The 20,226-nt window shown below is 44.7% G+C and carries 19 protein-coding genes and 2 other annotated features; of the genes, 11 read left to right on the plus strand and 8 right to left on the minus strand.

Annotated features, from left to right (window positions below; translation table 11 throughout):
- Window position 1 precedes the first annotated feature (1 nt).
- The 5 genes from XI25_RS08775 (at window position 2) to XI25_RS08795 (ending at window position 6,049) form a co-directional block, all read left to right on the plus strand.
- Window positions 2-1,594 carry an FAD-dependent oxidoreductase gene (locus tag XI25_RS08775; protein ID WP_046678225.1) on the plus strand — a complete coding sequence of 531 codons (1,593 nt, stop codon included), beginning with the start codon at window positions 2-4 and terminating at the stop codon, window positions 1,592-1,594.
- 340 nt (window positions 1,595-1,934) lie between these two features.
- A complete protein-coding gene (locus XI25_RS08780) occupies window positions 1,935-2,639 on the plus strand; it encodes an N-acetylmannosamine-6-phosphate 2-epimerase (protein ID WP_046678226.1) in 705 nt (234 codons plus the stop codon).
- Between the two features lie 48 nt (window positions 2,640-2,687).
- The gene (locus XI25_RS08785; protein ID WP_046678227.1) at window positions 2,688-3,629 is read left to right on the plus strand and encodes an ROK family protein; all 942 of its coding nucleotides are present in this window, start codon (window positions 2,688-2,690) and stop codon (window positions 3,627-3,629) included.
- A gap of 130 nt (window positions 3,630-3,759) precedes the next feature.
- Window positions 3,760-4,620, plus strand: coding sequence for a MurR/RpiR family transcriptional regulator (locus XI25_RS08790; protein ID WP_442950368.1), 861 nt, complete (start codon window positions 3,760-3,762; stop codon window positions 4,618-4,620).
- A 340-nt stretch (window positions 4,621-4,960) separates the two neighbouring features.
- Window positions 4,961-6,049: a serine hydrolase domain-containing protein gene (locus tag XI25_RS08795; protein WP_046678229.1), complete on the plus strand. Its 1,089-nt coding sequence runs from the start codon at window positions 4,961-4,963 to the stop codon at window positions 6,047-6,049.
- 598 nt (window positions 6,050-6,647) lie between these two features.
- Here the strand turns inward: XI25_RS08795 and scfB are convergent.
- From scfB to XI25_RS08810, 4 genes are all read right to left on the minus strand, one after another.
- Window positions 6,648-8,027: a thioether cross-link-forming SCIFF peptide maturase gene (gene scfB, locus XI25_RS08800; protein WP_046678230.1), complete on the minus strand. Its 1,380-nt coding sequence runs from the start codon at window positions 8,025-8,027 to the stop codon at window positions 6,648-6,650.
- Window positions 8,028-8,124: 97 nt separating this feature from the next.
- Complete coding sequence (scfA, locus tag XI25_RS32040; protein ID WP_006679204.1) at window positions 8,125-8,274, minus strand: six-cysteine ranthipeptide SCIFF; 150 nt, start codon at window positions 8,272-8,274, stop codon at window positions 8,125-8,127.
- A gap of 166 nt (window positions 8,275-8,440) precedes the next feature.
- The gene (locus XI25_RS08805; protein ID WP_046678231.1) at window positions 8,441-8,950 is read right to left on the minus strand and encodes a hypothetical protein; all 510 of its coding nucleotides are present in this window, start codon (window positions 8,948-8,950) and stop codon (window positions 8,441-8,443) included.
- Window positions 8,950-9,366 carry a MerR family transcriptional regulator gene (locus tag XI25_RS08810; RefSeq protein ID WP_046678232.1) on the minus strand — a complete coding sequence of 139 codons (417 nt, stop codon included), beginning with the start codon at window positions 9,364-9,366 and terminating at the stop codon, window positions 8,950-8,952. The genes XI25_RS08805 and XI25_RS08810 overlap by 1 nt, the downstream gene beginning before the upstream one ends.
- Window positions 9,367-9,624: 258 nt before the next feature.
- On the opposite strand from XI25_RS08810, the gene XI25_RS08815 reads away from it, so the two are divergent.
- Entirely contained in the window at window positions 9,625-10,074 is a 450-nt protein-coding gene (locus XI25_RS08815) for a GNAT family N-acetyltransferase (protein WP_046678233.1), read from the plus strand.
- 126 nt (window positions 10,075-10,200) lie between these two features.
- Window positions 10,201-11,349 (plus strand): serine hydrolase, encoded by a 1,149-nt coding sequence (locus tag XI25_RS08820; protein ID WP_052759531.1) that lies wholly within the window; start codon window positions 10,201-10,203, stop codon window positions 11,347-11,349.
- Window positions 11,350-11,452: 103 nt separating this feature from the next.
- On the opposite strand, the gene XI25_RS08825 is transcribed toward XI25_RS08820, so the two are convergent.
- Window positions 11,453-12,358: an NAD-dependent epimerase/dehydratase family protein gene (locus XI25_RS08825; RefSeq protein ID WP_046678234.1), complete on the minus strand. Its 906-nt coding sequence runs from the start codon at window positions 12,356-12,358 to the stop codon at window positions 11,453-11,455.
- Window positions 12,359-12,575: 217 nt separating this feature from the next.
- Window positions 12,576-12,802 (plus strand) — a binding site (T-box leader).
- A 178-nt stretch (window positions 12,803-12,980) separates the two neighbouring features.
- Between XI25_RS08825 and XI25_RS08830 the strand changes: the two genes are divergently transcribed.
- From XI25_RS08830 to XI25_RS08845, 4 genes are all read left to right on the plus strand, one after another.
- Window positions 12,981-13,787, plus strand: a complete 807-nt coding sequence (locus XI25_RS08830) for a class I SAM-dependent methyltransferase (RefSeq protein ID WP_046678235.1) — start codon at window positions 12,981-12,983, stop codon at window positions 13,785-13,787.
- Window positions 13,788-13,902: 115 nt separating this feature from the next.
- Window positions 13,903-14,163, plus strand: a binding site (T-box leader).
- Window positions 14,164-14,210: 47 nt separating this feature from the next.
- A complete protein-coding gene (gene metG / locus XI25_RS08835) occupies window positions 14,211-15,848 on the plus strand; it encodes a methionine--tRNA ligase (protein ID WP_046678236.1) in 1,638 nt (545 codons plus the stop codon).
- Between the two features lie 87 nt (window positions 15,849-15,935).
- The gene (locus tag XI25_RS08840) at window positions 15,936-16,925 is read left to right on the plus strand and encodes a GNAT family N-acetyltransferase (protein ID WP_160308898.1); all 990 of its coding nucleotides are present in this window, start codon (window positions 15,936-15,938) and stop codon (window positions 16,923-16,925) included.
- A 35-nt stretch (window positions 16,926-16,960) separates the two neighbouring features.
- A complete protein-coding gene (locus tag XI25_RS08845; protein WP_046678238.1) occupies window positions 16,961-17,605 on the plus strand; it encodes an MBL fold metallo-hydrolase in 645 nt (214 codons plus the stop codon).
- Window positions 17,606-17,667: 62 nt separating this feature from the next.
- On the opposite strand, the gene XI25_RS08850 is transcribed toward XI25_RS08845, so the two are convergent.
- The 3 genes from XI25_RS08850 to XI25_RS08860 are packed head-to-tail and all read right to left on the minus strand — an operon-like array spanning window position 17,668 to window position 20,152.
- A complete protein-coding gene (locus XI25_RS08850; protein WP_046678239.1) occupies window positions 17,668-18,741 on the minus strand; it encodes a serine hydrolase domain-containing protein in 1,074 nt (357 codons plus the stop codon).
- Window positions 18,742-18,746: 5 nt separating this feature from the next.
- Window positions 18,747-19,121 carry a hypothetical protein gene (locus XI25_RS08855; RefSeq protein WP_046678240.1) on the minus strand — a complete coding sequence of 125 codons (375 nt, stop codon included), beginning with the start codon at window positions 19,119-19,121 and terminating at the stop codon, window positions 18,747-18,749.
- Window positions 19,085-20,152, minus strand: coding sequence for an alpha/beta hydrolase family protein (locus XI25_RS08860; protein WP_046678241.1), 1,068 nt, complete (start codon window positions 20,150-20,152; stop codon window positions 19,085-19,087). The genes XI25_RS08855 and XI25_RS08860 overlap by 37 nt, the downstream gene beginning before the upstream one ends.
- Between the last annotated feature and the right edge of the window lie 74 nt (window positions 20,153-20,226).

Genomic DNA, 20,226 nt, shown 5'->3' on the forward strand with positions numbered 1-20,226 from the left:
GATGGATAACGAGCGAATGACAGACGTCGCCGTCCTAGGCGGCGGGTTGGGCGGATGCATGGCCGCATTGGCTGCAGCCAAAATGGGCGTGCGTGTGATCATGACAGAGGAGACGGATTGGCTCGGCGGTCAGCTGACAAGTCAGGCGGTTCCGCCGGATGAACATCAGTGGATCGAGGAATTCGGCTGCACAGAGACGTATCGCGAGTTTCGAGACCGGGTGCGTGCTTATTATCGAGAGAACTATCCGATGTCAGAGGAAGCGAAGAATAATGAACTGCTTAATCCCGGCAACGGTTGGGTAAGCCGCTTATGCCATGAGCCGAAGGTGGCGTTGCGCGTCATCGAGGATATGTTGGCCCCGTATGTGAACAGCGGCCGTATCACGGTATTGTATCATTTCAGACCAACTGCAGCCTCGGTGAACGAGGATCAGATAGAGAGTGTAACCGTTACACATATAAACACAGGCGAAGAAGTTGTACTAAGGGGATCATACTTCCTCGATGCTACGGAATGTGGAGACGTACTGCCGTTAGCGGGGGTTGAATATGTAATAGGCGCGGAATCCAGGCATGAGACAGGGGAGCCGCATGCGCTGGAAGAGGCAAATCCGCTCGATATGCAGTCGATCACCCATGTGTTTGCCCTCGATTATGTTGAGGGTGGCGATTTCACGATTGAGAAGCCTGAGCAATATGATTTCTGGCGCAAGTTCGTACCGAAGCATACGAATATTCCGCTGTTAAGCTGGTATGCGAACGATACGGATGACGTGGAGAAAATGAAGGAGTTCGCCCTGTTTCCAGGCAGCAAGGACGCTTCCGGGCGGGAGCTTCTGTCGCTGTGGACGTATCGTCGTATCATCGACCCGGCTTTATTTGAGCCTGGGCTATATGAAAGCGACATCACATTGATCAATTGGCCGCAGAACGATTATTTTCTGGGTTCAATTATTGACGTTCCTGAAGCAGAACGGGAGGAGCATCTGGCGAGTGCTAGACAGTTAAGCCTCTCACTGATCTACTGGCTCCAGACCGAGACGCCTCGTCCGGACGGAGGGCGAGGGTATCCAGGCATCCGGTTGCGTAAGGATGTACTGGGTACAGAGGACGGACTGGCGAAGTACCCGTATATTCGCGAGTCGCGCCGGATTCAAGCGATGTATACCATTACGGAGCAGGATGTTAGTAAGGAAATCCGCGGGGAACAAGGGATTCGCCGTTACGATGATAGCGTCGGTGTCGGCAGCTATCATCTGGATGTTCACCTGACGACCGTCACGAACCGGACGTTCTATATTCCGAACTATCCGTACGAGATTCCGCTTGGTGCGTTACTGCCGATCCGGGTCAAGAATTTGCTTCCCGCTTGTAAAAATATCGGCACCACTCAAATCACGAACGGATGCTACCGCCTTCACCCGACGGAATGGAATATTGGGGAATCGGTCGGTTATTTAGCGGCCTATGCGCTACAGAATCAAGTGACGCCGCATGAGGTACACGCCAATTCGGAGCATCTTCAGGCCTATCAAGCGCTGATTCAAAGGCAAGGGGTCCAAATCCACTGGCCGGACGATCTGGTTCTTTAACACCGATAGAGTAGAATAAATCAGCAGACAGCCACTCTATTGATAATAAAGGGTGGCTGTCTGCTGATTCTAAGGGAATGGAAGAGTACGTACTGCGCAAGGTGAAGAACCGTCGGAATGCCGTGGATCCCTGTACTGGACCCGCAGAATAGTCTGAATTAACGTTAAATTGTTAAATTCTATATAATCTGCTTAAAAGTGTTTACAAAGAACAGGCATCTGTTATAATTGGAGAAAATAACCGATATTAATTTTATATTTGAAGATAATATCCACTAAAAATGATATTTTCTTTTTGAGCTACATATTACTCAATGAACAGTTTACGGAGGTTTGCACTATGTTACATTCAATTATTCAAACTTTAAAAGGTGGACTTATTGTTTCCTGTCAAGCTCTTGAGGAAGAACCATTCTACGGAAGTGATTATATGGCCCGCTATGCTCTAGCGGCAGAAATGGGCAAGGCGGTAGGGATCAGGGCGAATACGCCTCAAGATATTAGAGCGATAAAAAAGGTGACGAATTTGCCGGTTATCGGCTTATGGAAGAAGGAGTATACGGGTTCTGACGTTTACATAACTCCTACCTTAACAGAGGTTGAAGGTATAATCGCTGCTGGAGCCGAAATTGTCGCTACGGATGCTACATTACGCAATAGGCCGGACAATGTTCGTCTTGCGGATTTGGTTAAAGAAATAAGGGAGAAGCACCAAGTACTATTAATGGCAGATGTATCTTCTGTAGAAGAAGGAGTAGAGGCGGAGAGATTGGGTTTTGATCTTATTTCTACTACGCTATCTGGTTATACAGACTACAGCCCGCAGAGTGAGGAACCAGATATTCAATTAGTTGCTGATTTAAGTCAAATGGTTAGCATTCCCGTATTAGCTGAGGGGAGAATTCATAGTCCTGAACAGACTGTTGAGTGTCTTCGGGCCGGAGCTTACGCAGTTGTAATTGGCGGAGCCATTACCAGGCCGCAATTGATTACTAAGAAATATACGGATGCTATACTTCAATATCATAACGTTCCTGAAATTTAGTCTTTATTATTTTATTTGCAGCAGCCTTTAAACGAGGAGGTTCTATGGTTGGGACATACTGGGGAAGTAGCTATAGGTCTGGATATCGGTGGAACAAATATTAAGTCGGGGATTGTAAATGCGGAGGGAGCGGTCATTCACCATTTGAATTGTCCGACGAAGGCAAATGAAGGTGGGGAAGCACTGTTAAATCGAATTGCCGAAATTACGAAGGAATTAGAAAGGTATTCAAGCAGTCAAGGATGGAAGGTAAAAGGTGTCGGCATAGGGACTGCTGGTCAAGTTAATAGTCGGACAGGCGTTGTAATGGGGGCCACAGCTAATTTGCCGGGATGGGCCGGAATGGAGCTTGGAAATCGGCTGCATTCCATGACAGGCTTGTCTGTATTGATCGATAACGATGCGAATGCCATGGCATTCGGCGAAGCGTGGGTAGGGTCTGGCAGACATTGGAACGATTTCATCTGTGTTACCTTGGGAACGGGAGTAGGCGGTTGCCTGATCATTAATCATAGGCCGTATCAAGGACGGGATGGGTTTGCGGGAGAAATAGGCCATCATGTTATTGAGTACAGTGGTTATCCATGCAATTGCGGAAGAACAGGCTGTTGGGAACAGTATGCTTCTGTTACAGGATTGATGAGAATGGTCGAGGAAGCTGGGGCAGAGCTAAAAGGGATTAGTACCGCGGAAAGTATATTTGCATCTGTGCAGGAAGGAAACGAAGCATCTATTCACGTGCTGAGAAGATATACTCAGTATATTGCTGCTGGTCTGGCTAATATGGTCCATACATTTAATCCAGAGGGGATTGTCATTGGAGGGGCCATTACTCGGCAAGGCGATTTTTTACTTAATCCGGTTCGTGAAAGTCTGTCGCGCCAGCTGCTTCCTGTTTTTAGGGAGAGGGTTCGGGAAATCGAGGTAGTTTCGGCTTCTTTAGGTGATAATGGAGGTGTAGTAGGGGCTGTAGCAGGTTATTTTATTTAAAATTTAATTTACATTATAATGTAACTTGTTATAGCATACTAGTTTGCCTTTTGAAGGATTTGTGTATATCCTAAATATAGGTTAGTCTACAGTATCATTATTTGTTAGGCAACCTGAAAGGAGAATGGATTTGTCTAACGAGCAGGGAACGGGAAAGACTTTGTTATCCATAAGAAGTCATTTTAATGGATTAACCAAAACAGAACAAAAAGTTGCAAATTTTATTCTGGAAAACGCTCAGGATATCATTTATCATTCGGTGACCGAACTTGCAGAGAGAGCGGACGTCGGGGAGACGACGGTGATTCGCTTCTGCCGGAAAATGAAATTCCATGGTTTTCAGGATTTTAAATTATCTCTGGCACAAGATTTGGTTAAGCCTTCCGATCGCTTGTATAATGAAGTTACTGAAGAGGATGATGCAGCGACTATAAACCGTAAGGTTATATCTATGCATATTGAGACGCTGGAGCAAACTTCGGAACTTATTAGTTCAGATCAGTTGGAGAAGACCATTGATCTATTGACTGCAGCTAATCATATTCACTTTTTTGGAGTAGGATCTTCAGGATTGACGGCGTTACAGGCCGCGCATAGCTTCACCAGGATTGGCAAGCAAAGCTTCGCTAAGACAGATACGCACTTTCAGGCTATGACAGCTGCATTAATGCATCCAGGAGATGTAGCTGTTGGGATATCCATTTCGGGAAGCACCAAAGATACGCTGAAGAACTTAAGCCTAGCCAAGAAAGCGGGCGCCAAAATAGTCGTTATTACCAGTAATGCGCGTTCCCCTATAACCAAACTGGCAGATATCGAACTGTTAATGGTTGCTAGAGAAAATCCATTACAAGGTAGCTCACTTGTTGCAAAGATATCCCAGCTAGCTGTTATTGATATTTTGAATGTCGGGGTTTCTATAAAAATAAAGGATGAAGCTCTGAAATACCGCGAGATAACGGCAAAATCAATCTCTGAGAAACTGTATTAATGATAAAATCATTAATTTCAATTATAATTAGTCGATAAAATGAGAAAGCTCCCCATCGTATGGAGAGCTTTTTGCCATTATTGGCAAAGTTGCCAAGCTCAGGGTCTTGCGGGCTGGAAATGGGCTACTCCCCTGGACAACCGCCTAAGCTCACGGAAGAAGAGCGCAACCAATTAGCCGCTATGCTGGAGCAGAAACAACCAGCTGATTATTTCTTCATAAAACAATCTTGATAAGAGGTTCAATATGGATACAGAAAACGGTAGAATATACTGTAATATTTATATCTATTGCGGCAGTATCTAATAGGCTATAAAGAAATAGATTGAGAGGTATAAATGTGAAAAAATTCTTAAAAATTTTCTCTATTACTATTCTTGTTATTGTAATCGTATCTATAATAGCTTTGCTATTATTTGGACGTAACAACCATAGTAATTTATCTGGAAGCGTTTCTGATAAAATCGATCAATATCTGACAAGCGAAAAATTTCAGGGAACCGTCCTAATTGCAAAGGAAGGTGAGGTTTTATTTAAAAAAGGTTATGGATTGGCAGCCACTGATTTACCTAATAGCCCAAGCACGCTCTATCAGATTGCTTCATTATCTAAAACATTCACTGCCGTAGCAGTCATGCAACTAGCAGAAAAGGAACTTCTAAACTTAGATAATCCAATTTCGCAATACTTTCCAGGCTTCCCGAATGGAGAGTCTATTACAATAAGTCATCTACTAAGTCATAGCTCGGGAATTCCGGATTATCTAAAGCCGAATTTCAAATTTGACTACAGCAAAGAATGGAATCCAAATGATATTGTAAAAACCGTTAGCGATTCTGAATTAGAGTTTACCCCAGGTAAAAGCTTTAGTTATAGTAATACTGGTTATGTGATGTTAGGACTTATTGTTGAAAAAGCCAGCGGACAGTCATATGCAAATTACATAAAAGAGCATATTTTTGAACCAAGCAACATGTTGAATTCTATGTTTACGGTTTCGGCTGGTATACCCAAGGCGGAAGGACATGTAAAGGGGAAAGTCGGACCCTTAATGCATAATTCTGCAGCGTATGCAGCTGGGGATATCATTTCTACAGTTGAAGATTTAGAGCGGTTTGACAGAGCCCTGCGTAATAATGTATTGATAAGCAAAGAATCATCAGAACTGATGAGTATGACGCATGCTAAAAAGTTTCCGTCTCAATATGGATATGGATGGTATACGCAAGATGTCATGGGGAAAAAAGCAGTTGGGCATCCAGGAGGATATCCAAGTGGTTTCCGTCATTATGTTACGCGGCTAATTGACGAGGAATTAACAGTGATCGTTCTTAGCAACGAGATGACGGTGAACTCAAAAAGAATCAACCGTAATCTTACATCCATCGTTCTTCAGGAGCCAATTTGGATATGGGAAGAGAAGCTTTAATTATAAAATAACTCAATATTTTGTTGAATTTAACAAGGGAGAAATCGATTTATTTTTAAGATTTAAAGAGTAGCATTAATCCGGGGTGTATAACTTGGATTATCATGTTACTCTTTCTTTTTAAATTGCTAGGTCATAACCTGTCGGTTCTTGCGAGATAGATGGAACTGCTCCAAGTTGCTTATAGATATATTCTATTTAAGTAGGGGAGTTTATCATGGAAATAAGAAAAAGGTTTAGCAGTCAGCTAAAAGGACGTAATATAGGCGGCGCTCTAAAAGGAGACGAAAAATAAAAGGAAGATAGGATGTGGAACTTACATGAACAACCATTCTAAAGGGAACAATAATAGATTTCTGAATCATGATATTTTATTCGAGGATTCTTGGAAGGATTACGAAGAAAGTTGCGACCCTGATAACGCAATAGTTGTAGCACCTTCATTCTTGGAATTTTGCAAGCACATTCAAGCAAATCGTAGGTAATAGATGACTGTTTCAAAAACATATGGATATTTTTGCAAAATGATCAGATAAATATGATAGATAAGTACGGACGAAAATAGCAAAGAGAGGCAGCGAGCCCCTCTTTCATTTATCTACATTTGATTCTCTTCCATCGCTCTAATCGACTCCGCAACCTTAGCCATCATGGAACATTCAATCCGTTTACGGAAAACATCACAACTAAACTCGTAGGTTCCGTTGATGGAGCCCGTCGCATGCAGGGCATTGGCAGGGCAGCCGCCGCTACAGTAGAGTTTAGCCCAGCAATCCTGGCATTCCGGCTTCGTGTAGCAGTTGCTCTCTTTGAATTGGCACTGCAGCTCAGGTCGCGTGATGCCATCCCAGATGTTGCCCATGCTGTACGCTTCATCCCCGACGAACTGGTGGCAAGGGAATAGTTCGCCCCATGGAGTGACAGCGAGATATTCTGTGCCTGAACCACAGCCCGTGATTCTTTTCTGGATGCAAGGGCCTTCTGAGAGATCCAGCATGTAATGATAGAAAGTAAAGCCTCTGTCTTGTTCGCTGCGTTCAATCATTTCCTTGGCGAGAATTTCGTATTGGTTATATATCTCCGGAAGATCCTTCTCGGTAAGCGCATAGGGCTCCCGTGGATCACATATAACGGGTTCCATCGAGATTTTGTCAAAACCAAGATCTGCGATATGGAAGATGTCATTGGTGAAGTCGACATTGTTCCGCGTATACGTTCCCCGTACATAGTATTCCTGATCCCCGCGCTTTTGGATGAATTCCTTGAACTTCGGCACGATAGAATCATAGCTGCCCTTACCGGTAACGGTTGTACGCAGCCGATCATGGACCTCTTTTCTTCCATCCAGACTTAAGACGACATTGTACATTTCCTGATTTAAAAACTCGGTGACCTCATCGTTGAGCAGCATCCCGTTCGTTGTGAAGGTGAAGCGGAATTTTTTCTTCCATTCCTTTTCCTTGCTTCGTGCATACGCAACAATCTGTTTGACGACTTTCCAAGCCATAAGCGGCTCCCCGCCGAAAAAGTCTATGTCCAGGTTTCGATGATGGCCCGAATGCTCCAGCAGATAATCGATAGCTCTTTGTCCAACCTCGTAGCTCATGATTGCGCGATCGCCATTGTACTTCCCTTGGCTGGCGAAGCAATATTCGCATGACAGATTGCAGGTATGCGCAACATTGAGACAGAGCGCTTTAACATACGTTTTTCGTTTTTTTAAATCGATGGACAGCTTCTCATACGCATCCTCTGTAAAGAGCTGCCCATTGCTTTTAAGTTCCTCGACCTCTGAGATGGTCTCACGAATGCTTTCCTCAGAAAAATGTTTTTCCTTCATTATCGTCAGGATTTGTTCGGGTGTAGCATGCTCATAAAGCGCAATGATCTCATACGCCAGGTCATCAACAACATGCACTGAGCCACTATAGGTGTCGATCACGATGTTGAATCCGTTCAGTTGATATTGATGAATCATACTGCGAATCAAGCTCCTTTTTGCCTATAAATTGCAGGCGTCTCTCCAGCATGGACAACTTCGCCGTCCTTGTAGGGACGGCGGTGAGTTTCAATTCCTATTTGTTCATTGCGTTTTCACAACGCTGGTTGGCAACGCCACAGGAAGTCTTACAAGCAGACTGGCAAGATGTCTGGCAAGCGCCGCATCCGCCGTGCTTTACAGTGTCCATCAGTTTGCGCGTACTCAGTGTTACAATTCTCTTCATGATGAAAAACTCCTCTACCATTTCATTAGTTTAACTTGCTGCGTTGAACTATCGTAACAACTATTTTGGATGCATATCAATCAAAAAGGTCACACATAAACGTACCGTCAGCATTCCACACATGTTGAACGCTGTGCGTTGATAACTCACCCGCCATAAGGAAGAATCAGTAGTCAATACGGTATTTCTTTTCCAAGTATGAAAATTCATTATCCCTTATTTCCATTACCCTCGGTTGAATGAATACGGCATTTGTTTCTTTACTGTGGGGTGGAACATTGGCATTACTGATCTCTTTGACTCGTTCGACAACTTGTTCGTCGATCTGGGCCTCATCCATTTCATCTTCAAGGACCACTTGAATTGCAATTTCTCTGCTTATCGTGGCTTCGCATGAAATCAAAGTTACCCCGATAGTCATTTCCCCGCATTCAATCGCGTCTTGGGTGAAAATTTCTATGATCATATCTTGGTCGAAGGCATCAACTACAATATGTTCTCGTTCATTCTCAACAAAACCATTGAGGTTATGCGAACGGTAAATGCCATTTGGCAGCCGTATTTGAATTTCGGACTTTGGGGATTGAACTTTTTCATTTTGAATTATCCGAACCCATAAATGATTCATTCCTTCTTCGTTCTCCATCATGGACTTGGCTAGTTTTAGTTCAAGCATTACTGATTTTCACCCCTTAGTGCTTGAGATACCGAATCAATGACTTTTTGTTTTAACTCTGCGGAAATCCGAGGGCTAATCGTGATTATGACATCATCCGTTATTTTCAGTGTTTCGTTTTCAATAATTCGGCTAGGTTCAAACCATGTTAATTGTTGACTTATCTTTTCAATGTCCTCCGAGGATAGTTTTTTTAATGTTTCCTGAATGGAAGCCAAGGTTTCCCCGGTTCTTGTTAATGTAATAATGGCGCGGAAGTAGTGAATGTGATTATCCGTGTAAACCCTCTTGTTACCTACTAATTCAAGAGGCGGAACCATACCGATTTGCGTGTAGTACCTTACCGTTCGCAAATTCATGCGCGGGTCATCTTGTTGGAGAATTTCAGCTATTTGTTTAGCGGTATAGCTATTCATGTTACACCTCCAATGACATTTAACTGTTAAAGTTACACTTTAGTGTATTGTGTACAGTTTACTGTAACGGTATTCGTTTGTCAAAAATAAAAAAGTCCACCCTAAAGGTGAAATTGAAATCGCATTAGATTGAATATTTTCAAGGTTTCGAGTAATGGTTTAGAAGAAGTAAAGGATAGCATCGCATTGGAAAATAAACTATTTTTAACTTATTATTGGGGGGGGAGATATAGATGTCGCTATGGAAAGGTGATCGAGATGAATACCGAAATTAGAGCGGTAACCAAAGAAAACATGGAGGAGATCCTTGCATTGCAGGTTGATTCGACCCAGACATCCTTTGTGGAATCCACGAGACAATGTTTGAAAGACGCGGAAGAATGCCCTTATTATCGCCCAGCCGGCCTGTATAAGAATGGGTTCCTTGTCGGTTTTGCGATGTATGGCTTGTTTCCGGACGAAGGCCCGAACGGAAGGGTCTGGCTGGATCGATATTTAATCGATGGACGTTTTCAAGGGCAAGGGTTGGGCGGCATCATGTTAGAAGCATTAATCGAACATCTTGTCGCTCTTTATCATTGCAGCGAAATTTATTTAAGTCTTTACGAAGACAATCAACGGGCTTTGCATCTATACCGGAAGTTTGGATTTCAATTCAACGGGGAACTGGATTTTAACGGAGAGAAGGTAATGGTGAAGATATTATAAACGTTAGCAAATGTTAAGGTTCCGTTTAGATGAGGTAAAGGTTGGAGTGCTATAGTAAATTCATGAAAAATATACATGCCATTGGTTGCAAGCTGCTTAAGTCTGGCCAAGGAAACGAGGGCGGGAATGAAGAAATCCAAATTAATTCTTTATAGCATGGCCTCTATAACCGTCGTCAGCATTGCTGCCGTTTTTCTTTTCAGCAACATAAATAAAGGCGAAGAAGCCGTGCTGAGATTCATCAAAAAGCATCCTGAGAACGTATCCTTCACCCTCATTCATAATGAGGAGGTCGTAGCCGCTTATCATTCCAACAGAATGATGCCTTTGGCGAGCGTCGTGAAAATCATGGTGGCCCTTGAATATGCCCAGCAAGCGGCTGACGGGAAGATTAGCCCTCATGAATACGTGAAATTGGCGGATATAGACAAATACTACATTCCTAAATTAGATGGAGGAGCGCAGCCGGAATGGGGTGAAAGCCTAAAATCGCGCAAGCTCATTAAGGATGATTCCGTTGCCTTGGAGGAAGTTGCCAAAGGAATGATTGATTTTAGCAGCAATGCCAACATGGAATATTTGATAGAGCGGCTTGGCATGGATCCTATTAACAGCAATATTGCGAAGCTTGGATTAACGAACCATCAAAAGGTATTCCCAATTTACTCTTCCTTGCTGATTCCTTATGAGATCATGCAAAAAAATCCGGATTTGCCTCAGGAAGAAAGGATCAAGAAAGCTAAAGAGGAATTAAGAACCATGTCACAAGAACAATTTCAGACTTTTGCGATTCAGCAACATGAAAAATTAAAAAATGATGTGGACGGTTCTTATAAACGAACAGCTGCCATTGAAGAATGGTACGATGAAGAATTCGATAAAATCCTTTCTGACCGAATGGTAGCTTCCACAACAGAGGACTATGGTTTGCTCCTGTCCAAAATCAACAGCCGAACTACCTTTTCTCCGCAAGTTCACCAGCATTTGGATGCGGTGATGGAAGGCCCCATGCAAAACCCTGCGAACAAGGAGTCGTTTAAGCATTTAGGCTTCAAGGGCGGATCCACAAACTATGTATTGAATACAGCCATGTATGCCGTGGATAAGGATAACCAATCTACTGAAATATTGCTGTTTACGAACAATTTGGAGAGCAAGGAATACCAAAACTTTTCTAAAAATATAAATGCATTTTTGAATGGCGTTCTTACAAAACCGGAGTTTCGCAAAAAGGTCAGTGACCAAATCGGCGTGATGAACGAGGGTCCCCGATGAATTGAAAAAGAAATCGCTCTTTTCGATGGCAGCTTCGATGCTTCCATTTGAACGAAAGGCGATTTCTTTTGTTCTTCTGAGCATATTCTACATACACATCGTTTTATATATTGCTTAATGCCAATTGGTCCTCCGGCAAAGCTTTGAGTGTGCCATCCTGATTCAGGACCGAACGCCATGTATATTGCGGTTTATACCCGAGGATATTCCGGGCCTTGTCTATGGCCATAAGCGTTTCGTGGCCTTGTATTTCTCTTTTTAAAGGCACGTTAGGAAAATAACGGTTCGCTAAATCCCGGCTCAGATCGGGCATAATGGTGTCCGGGGCGGTGATATGGAAGATCTGATTTCCCAGGTCGTTTTTCTCGACGGCAAGAAGGCAGGCTCTAGCGGCATCCCTGACATCGCAGTAAGCCCAGCCGTTTTTCTTTTGAAGCTCCTTCTGTTGCTCATTCCAATGCATGGTCGGAATTTTTTGATATTCATCCGGCTCGTAGATATTGGCAAAGCGGAGGGCGACGATCTGTGCTTGTGCTTTGGTCAGGTTGTGGAACATTCCCGCAAGATGCTCCGTCAGCCGTTTTGCCATGGCATACGCGGACTTTACCGTCGTTGGATGCTCCTCGTCCAAGGGAAGGTAACTAAGCTCTTCCGGAACGAAAGGATACCCTAAAACCGTTTCGCTGGAAGCCCACACCAGCTTGGGAATATCGAAATCTTTTAAGGCTTCAAGCACGTTAAAATTAACGAGCATATTATTTTCGAATATGGCTTGGGGCGTATTCCTTACATCGGTAGGAATATTTCCGAGATGGACAACGGCCTCGCTTCCCTTGAGCAGTTGGCAAACCTGGCCGTAATCGCGCAAATCGGCTTGAACAAAATCCGTCGATGCCGATTCTTCCCTTAATAATCGATCGGAAGCTTTAACCTCGTGGCCGGCTTCCAAGAGTGTTCTTACGGTCCACCGACCGATTTTGCCTGCCGCTCCTGTAACCACTATTTTCACCGTTTCCACTCCTCTTTTTGTATGATTTTAAGGCTCACGTATGCACGTGTAATGATTTCCAAGCCATGCGGTTACCTTTTTTAGGCTTCCCCATCCCTGAATGGTTTTATTAGCCGCGGGTGAGGGAGGTGCTGGAAAAAAACACGTAATTGGAATTTAAAATCCTTATTGACAGGAATTATTTGGAAACGGTATACTGAGTTAAATTTTATACAAACCAAACGTTATGATTGGGAGTATTAAGGATTGCTATTGTTCAGAGAACCGTCGTATCGGTGCAAGACGGTCAATGGTTTCCCCAACTCGCCCATGAGCGGTAAGACTGACCCGGGTAGGTCTTAACGGATAACCTCCGTAACCAAGTTTTAAGATGGTTCGTTTTATGTTTGAAACGACGAATCCAAAAAGAGTGGTACCGCGAAGGTAAAACCTATCGCCTCTTTGCAGGCAATAGGTTTTTTTAGAGATGAGAAAGATAAACTACAGAGGTTTTCCATCCTAATCTCGCAAGAAAAAATTCCGCTAAATGCGGTCTGTCTTCTGAGAAAGTACGTCGATAGACGTTTTTCTTATTTTCACCAGAAACAAAAAACGAATACATTTAAGGCAGGTGTTATGTCGGATGGAAAATGTCATCGATTATTATTCCCATTTCGATGAATGGGGAAGGTTAGACAGGGAACCGCTGGAATTTATCATGAACTGGCATTACATGAAACAATATTTGCCTCCCTGCGGCAATGTATTAGATAACGGTTCGGGACCCGGAAAATATTCCATGGAGTTAGCAAAACAAGGATTGACGGTGACCCTTTCCGATATAACCCCGAGGTTGGTTGAAATTGCGAAGGAGAAGGCATCCGAATTAGGATTAACGGAATATTTTAACGGGTTTCATGTATTAAATGCTACAAATTTAGATGGATTACCGAATGAGTTTTTTGATGCTTCTCTCATGTTGGGACCGCTTTACCATTTGCAAAGGGAAGAAGAACGAATAAACGCCGTTAGGGAATTGTTCCGCGTTACAAAGAAGGAGGGCATCATTTTTGTCGCTTTTCAAAGTCGTATGAGAATGACGATTACCTCGTTGCAGTTTCCGCAATACTGGAAGCCGAATGACACGATGGATTCCATAAATGAGTTTTGCAGTACGGGGATTTTTAATCACGCAGACCAGGGGAGATTTACGGGTGCATATTACTTTAACGTGGATGAAATCAAGCCCTTTATGGAAAGCCATGGATTCGAGACGATGGATTTGATCGGTTCTTCAAGTATCGGCGGGATGCTAAATAACGAACAAAAGCAGTTTTGGGAAGAAAAAGGCGAGTCTCGGAAACTGATGAACTTGCTTATTGAAAAAGCGAAGGATCCATCCGTTTTGGGAATTTCATCACATTTGTTGTATATCGGAAGAAGGAAATAACAAATAACAGGGGCATAAAAGATGTTGCAGACCGCACATCCCACTCTAGGAGTGCGCAATTGTACCTTGACTTTAGAGAAGGTGTTCAATATAATTTCCAGTAACTTGAATATCGTGAAAGGCTAAGAAGAGAAAGAGTACCGAAACGATTCTTTGAACAGAGAGCTCCGGCAGCTGAAAAGGAGCAAAGAAGGATTTTGGGAACATGGCCTCTGAGCTGCGCATCGAACCCTCATTTGGTTGTAGCTGCGCCGGAACCCGCATCCGTTACAGTGCTAGGGTATAAACGCGAAGAGCGTCGTACCTGAAGAGGTGAATGCCGCAAGGCATTGATAAAATTGGGTGGTACCGCGTGAGCACGACTCTCGTCCCTTTGGGATGAGAGTTTTTTTGTGTTTTTTCAAAATAAGGAGGTTATACACTATGGCCAACATATTCATTGGCGGGGCATGGCCTTATGCAAATGGTTCTTTGCATTTGGGGAGATTGGCGAGTTTATTGCCCGGGGACGTATTGGCGCGTTATTTCCGCTTGAAGGGCGAGAACGTATTGTATGTATCCGGCAGCGATTGCCACGGCACGCCTGTCGCTGTTCAAGCTATTCAAGAAGGCGTTACGCCGCGAGATATTGCAGATCGGTATCATCAGGAATTTATCGATTGCTTTAGGCAGTTAGGTTTTTCCTATGATTTGTATACGCGGACGGATCAAAAGTTCCATCACCAAGCCGTTCAAGAATTGTTTACAAGCTTATTGGAAAATGGTTATCTGTACAAAAAAACGGTACAGCAGACGTATTGCGAAACGGATCGGCGCTTTTTGCCGGATCGATATGTCGAAGGAATTTGTCCGGTTTGCGGGAACCGCGCCCGGGGAGACCAGTGCGATGCTTGTTCTACACTGCTTGATCCTTCGGACTTATCCGAGAAAACTTGTAAAATATGCGGGAATCCGCCTGTCGAGCGTCCAACGGAACATTATTATCTTGCGCTTTCCAATTTTCAAAATAAATTAACCGAATACGCAAATCAGGCCCGGGGGTGGGGGGATAATGCGGTTCAGTTGACCAAGCGCTATCTGGCGGAAGGTCTTCAAGACCGTGCTGCGACCAGGGATTTAACATGGGGCGTCGATGTTCCAATCGAAGGTTGCGAGGACAAAAAAATCTACGTTTGGGTTGAAGCTGTGAGCGGGTATTTAACGGCAAGCAAACAGTGGGCTGCGGAGACAGGCGGCGACTGGCGGACATTTTGGCTGGATGGGAATGAAAAAATAACATCTTATTACGTACACGGTAAAGATAATATCCCGTTTCATACGCTGGTTTGGCCGGCACTGCTTATGGGAGTGGGAGGTCTCCATCTGCCCGATCGAATCGTCTCATGCGAGTATATGACCCTGGAGGGTAAAAAGTTTTCGACTAGCCGCAATTGGGCTGTTTGGGTCCCAGACATTCTGAGCAGATATCAACCCGACTCCATTCGCTATTTTCTGATCGCTAACGGCCCGGAAAAACGGGATACGGACTTCTATTGGAGGGAGTTCATTCATAGCCACAATGGAGAATTGCTTGGCGCATTCGGGAATTTCGTAAATCGTACGTTGGCTTTTATCGACAAATCGTTCGGCGGTCATGTTCCTGAAGGACATTTAGATGAGGAATGGCAAAGGAGAATTGACAATTTGTATATAGAGTCGGGTACAAGGATTGAAAGAGGTCATCTCAAAGAAGCTCTCGATTTGATTTTCGGGTTCATCCGACGCGCAAACAAATACTTTGATGAACAAAAACCTTGGGCTCAGTTTAAGGAAAATCGGGAAGCATGCGGATATACGCTGTACGCATGCGTTCAGGTCATAGCTAATCTGGCTAACTTGCTGCATCCTTTTGTACCTTTTTCTTGCGATAAAATAAGAGGGTTTTTAGGGATTGAAGCATCTGGTTGGAATTTGATCTCCGTACCTGTTGACCGAAAAATCGAAAAATTGGAATTGTTGTTTGAACGCATTGATACGAGTCGGATTGAAGAAGAGACCGCTTTATTGGGAAATCAGAAGTGAATCTTTCTTTATATCCATACTTTACCATGAAACGAGCCTCCGGATATGGGATAATGGTTTTGGAATGGATCTGAAAATATGGAGGAAATGATACCGTTGAAATTCATGATTCGAAAGATGAGAGAGCCGGACGATTTTGCTTCGGTTGCGTCGCTGCTCAATACGGTTTTGTCGGAACCGACGACGGCAGAACTTTTGAAGGAAGAGGAAGACCAAATTCCTCCGGGAAAGCTGGATTACAATGAGAAGGGCGAGCTGACAGGATGGGATCGTCCCAAATGGGTGGCGGAAGACGAGTCGGGGCAAGCCGTGGCCTACGGGATCGTTTGGCGGGCTCCTTGGACGGAGCCGGGTGAATTATTCCTGACCCTTGTCGTACACCCGGATAACCGCGGGAACGGGGTAGGAAAAGCTATGTACGATACGCTTCATCAATGGGCGACACAGGTTAAAGCCTCTCGTTTGACCGTTATTTTGCGAGATGCGGACGCTTCGTCGGCAGCTTTTGCCGAACGCCGCGGTTACGTACAGGAGCGCCATATCTTCGAATCCGTTTTGGATTTGGCATCGTTTGACGGCGGCAAGCTGTATGATTCGGTCGAAGAGGCAGAGCGGGCCGGAATTCGGTTCGTTACGTTAGCCGATGAGCCGGGGGAAGCGAGCGAAAGAAAGCTCTATGAGCTGTACAAGGTCACGCATCCGGATATACCGGGCTATTCCGGCGATTTCCCTTGGTTTGAAGAATGGAAGAAATGGAGCATCGGACAAACCGGAGTGCGCCCGGAATGGATCCATATCGCCAAGGACGGCGACCGCTACATCGGTGTCGTCACATTGCAGCAGAACGAGCAGACCCAGGCGATGTATCATGAATATACCGGCGTTCTCCCGGAGTACCGGGGCCGCCGCATCGCCCTTGCCTTAAAGCTGCTCGGCATTCAAACGGCCCGTGCATGCGGAGTACCCTATTTGCGAACGCACAATGATTCCATGAACGTCCCGATGCTTCGAATTAACCGTGATCTTATCGGTTTCCGGGCGGAGCCGGGGAATTACAAGATGGTGCTTAAGCTTTAAAACATCACAAGCTACGAGAAAGCGGGAATATAATCATGCAAATAAAAAAAATCAGGAATAGAAACATTTTGTTTACGTATCGGCAGCCTGCAGGGTGGGATATAAACGTTCAACTTATTTTGGGGAATCGGTACAATTTCATCATCGATACAGGCTTGGGCTCGTTGAGCATGGAGCCTGTCAAAGAGTACATAAAGCATGACGCCAAGCCTATTATCGTCATCAACACCCATTATCATTGGGATCACATCTGGGGAAACGGCTCATTCCGAGATTGCACGATCCTATCTCACACGCGCTGCAGGGAAATGATCGAGCAGAATTGGGAAGAGATGATGCAGAAGTATGGACAGCATGTTGATGGTGAAGCGGAAAAACGTCTTCCCGATCTAACGTTCGAACAAGAGATCTATTTTCCCGATGACCAAATAAGAATCATGTTTACACCGGGGCATACTGCGGATTCCATCAGCGTTATGGATGAATTGGAAAAGGTCATTCATGTAGGCGATAATATCGGTGACACGATGGAGGAGCTTGTTCCCAGCCTCTATGGTGAAAAAGACGACTATATCAAGACTCTTTTAAAGTATAAAGATATGGATATGGACCTTTGTGTGTCCGGGCATAATACGGTTTTGGAAAAGCAGGTCTTTAACAAAATTTTGGATCTCTTATAAGGGGTCCCGCCAACATTGACCCGTAAGATGGAACACTTAAAAAAAAGTGTCCCTCCTGCGGGTCATTTGCGTTTATCGGCAATGGTTGGCGGTATCCCAAAACGTTCCTCCAAATGTTTCAAAATGGCGAAGCCAATCTGAAGAGGGGAGGCTGCGAGCAAGCCGGATCTGTAGTTGGAGAGGACCACCACTCCGGACAAAATATCCTTTTGAAACCCCATAAAACTTGAAAATCCCATCGTGCTTCCGTTATGCCAGATGATATTGTCGCTTTCCTCCACCATCCAGCCCAAGCCGACTCCCATGGATTTGGCAGGACGCAATTGCACCTGATGCGTGCTTGAGAACAGGCTGCAGCGTTCCTTATCCGGATGAAGTCCCAGATGGGCGGACATAAACGTCAACTGATTATTTACGGTGGAACGAAGGGCCCCGGTTCCGGGAAAATCAAACATATTCAGCTCGGGCTTGGGCTCGCCGTTTCTTCCATGACCAGGAACAAGTCGCGTCCTTTGTTCGTCCGATAAGGTTATAAGTGTATCGGGCATGCCAAGCGGCCTGCAGATCCGGTCCATAACCGCGGTCTCGTAATCCGTTTCGAGCGTCTGTGCCAAAAGCTGCCCCAGCACCCCCATCCCTTCGTTCGAATAAAGAAATTTTTTTCCGGTTTTATGAGCCGGAACGGACCGCAAAAACGTAATCGCTTCTTCCAAAGTATATTTGCAATATGCATCGCGAACCTTCTTATCAAAGAGATTTCGAACGATTTTGAGGATAGGCATGGCGTGAAATCCGGAAGAATGGGTGGCCAAATGGCTGAGCTTAACCGGGTGATCGCAAGAAAGCGATGGAATGTATTGGCCGATCGAATCGTCAGACCGGATTAATCCTTCCTCGATCATGAGTGCGAGAAGGGAAGTCGTATAGACCTTGGTTAACGATCCGATCTCGTACACGAGATCGCCGTATGACATCCTGCCGAACGGCTGCAAATCGCCAAAGCCAAAGATAAAGCGCTCGTTTCCATTTAATACCCCGATCGATAATATGGGGTTTGCACACCTTTTGCTTTTGTTTTGATATGGCTTTACGATGGCTTCGATAGACTGGAATAATTGGGAAGAAGAAATATGCATGAAGATCAATTTCCTTTCTTGAATCGGATATCCGGGTATTTGCGGATCGATGATTCGCATTCACGGTCGGGGAGTCCTTTTAGTGACGTATCGAAAAAGCATACGGTTGTCTCGTTAATAATGCGATGATTTCGTTTGGCTTGAGGACTGATAAAGCCGATTAATGGAGAGTACAGGGGGAGATCGGTGAAGTTCAAATGACCGGCTTCCCCGATGTTGAGCACGTACCCCTCATTTCCCAATGCCCTATCCCTTCGTTTCTGATCTTCGGAGGCCATAGTCTCCGTCATTTCTCCATCGATGGATTTATCACCGTACATAAGGAGAACAGGCTGCTTAAGGTTTACGACCCTGTCCCTGCCGTATAAAGTACCGTCCATGTTAATTCCTGCTTTAAATTGCAACTCATGATCATATAAAGCCTCGATGATGGTGCTCCGCCGAAAGAATGGCCGAACAGGCCGATCTTTAAAAAATCGATTTTTCCGGCGAACGGATTGTCTGCGGCATGATCCAGCTTTTTCATTTGCCCGAGTGCAAACTCAATATCCCGGACTTGATCTTTGATCACAGGAATAGATGCTTTATTCTGGACTTCAAATTCCATAGGCAATCGTGAGAAAAAATCCTCGAAAGCTACATAACTTCCATCGGAATAGGCCGCGGTAAAGGCGGTTCGGGGGTGCTCAATCGAGGCGACGATGTAACCGTGGCTTGCCAATTCGCTCGTTTGGAACGTATTCGTGAAGCGCGCTCCCAATAAGTTGCTGTGCGAGAAGAACACGACAGGCAGTTTTTTGTCGTTTACATCCGCGAAATCCGCTTTGAGATAGGTGTTGGTTTGTATCAAATTGAGGTAGTTAAACATCCATTCGGGAGTCGAGAACTGCTCTTTCATCGCTTTCGCTAGAATAGGCAGTTTGTCGATGTACGGAGCCATTTCCGAGGAGTCCGTAATTTTAGCCGGATACCATATTTGCACGTTGATTTTTCGTGGCTTGCCAGAGGCGCTCTCTCGCGTTTCGTCGGTCCATTCAAAGGTTATGGTGCCCACCGGATAAGGTCCCGACGGTTGGTTCAAGGCAAACACCGGAAACAAGACGGGCAGCCCTATGGCAAGAAGGGTAAACGGAACGGCTGCGGTACTTAAAGCAATCTTTGCGAGTTTTCCTTTCCCGGGAACGGCAGAAGGGCGAAGCGTACGGATGACATACACAAGCAGAACGATGGCGCATAACAGGTATGCAGGAGCCATTTGCCATCGTCCGCCTTCGACAATGAGGTGAAGGACGATACAGGTTATCATCGAAAATATCTTCAATGCCGATCCTTTCAGTTGCTTTCGGCTCCAAATGACATGCCAGAGCATTCCGATGCTTGACAGGGCAATGATCCATTCGAATAAACGCATCGTTAAAACCTCCTTAACATTTTGTTTGGAAAATTAAAAAGTTAAGTTTTCGTAATAGTTAATTAACCTTAACT

Source organism: Paenibacillus sp. DMB20 (assembly GCF_000987955.1).
In the GTDB taxonomy this organism is placed as follows: domain Bacteria; phylum Bacillota; class Bacilli; order Paenibacillales; family Paenibacillaceae; genus Paenibacillus_AQ.

What these genes read in the sequence shown, in the direction of transcription:
- XI25_RS08840 (WP_160308898.1), top strand. Translation starts at nt 15,936, where the DNA reads ATGATACCGTTGAAATTCATGATTCGAAAGATGAGAGAGCCGGACGAT.
- XI25_RS08820 (WP_052759531.1), top strand. Translation starts at nt 10,201, where the DNA reads ATGAAGAAATCCAAATTAATTCTTTATAGCATGGCCTCTATAACCGTC.
- XI25_RS08780 (WP_046678226.1), top strand. Translation starts at nt 1,935, where the DNA reads ATGTTACATTCAATTATTCAAACTTTAAAAGGTGGACTTATTGTTTCC.
- XI25_RS08860 (WP_046678241.1), bottom strand. Translation starts at nt 20,152, where the DNA reads ATGCGTTTATTCGAATGGATCATTGCCCTGTCAAGCATCGGAATGCTC.
- XI25_RS08845 (WP_046678238.1), top strand. Translation starts at nt 16,961, where the DNA reads ATGCAAATAAAAAAAATCAGGAATAGAAACATTTTGTTTACGTATCGG.
- XI25_RS08815 (WP_046678233.1), top strand. Translation starts at nt 9,625, where the DNA reads ATGAATACCGAAATTAGAGCGGTAACCAAAGAAAACATGGAGGAGATC.
- XI25_RS08855 (WP_046678240.1), bottom strand. Translation starts at nt 19,121, where the DNA reads ATGGACGGTACTTTATACGGCAGGGACAGGGTCGTAAACCTTAAGCAG.
- scfA (WP_006679204.1), bottom strand. Translation starts at nt 8,274, where the DNA reads ATGAAGAGAATTGTAACACTGAGTACGCGCAAACTGATGGACACTGTA.
- XI25_RS08830 (WP_046678235.1), top strand. Translation starts at nt 12,981, where the DNA reads ATGGAAAATGTCATCGATTATTATTCCCATTTCGATGAATGGGGAAGG.
- XI25_RS08810 (WP_046678232.1), bottom strand. Translation starts at nt 9,366, where the DNA reads ATGAATAGCTATACCGCTAAACAAATAGCTGAAATTCTCCAACAAGAT.
- metG (WP_046678236.1), top strand. Translation starts at nt 14,211, where the DNA reads ATGGCCAACATATTCATTGGCGGGGCATGGCCTTATGCAAATGGTTCT.
- XI25_RS08805 (WP_046678231.1), bottom strand. Translation starts at nt 8,950, where the DNA reads ATGCTTGAACTAAAACTAGCCAAGTCCATGATGGAGAACGAAGAAGGA.
- XI25_RS08850 (WP_046678239.1), bottom strand. Translation starts at nt 18,741, where the DNA reads ATGCATATTTCTTCTTCCCAATTATTCCAGTCTATCGAAGCCATCGTA.
- XI25_RS08775 (WP_046678225.1), top strand. Translation starts at nt 2, where the DNA reads ATGGATAACGAGCGAATGACAGACGTCGCCGTCCTAGGCGGCGGGTTG.
- scfB (WP_046678230.1), bottom strand. Translation starts at nt 8,027, where the DNA reads ATGATTCATCAATATCAACTGAACGGATTCAACATCGTGATCGACACC.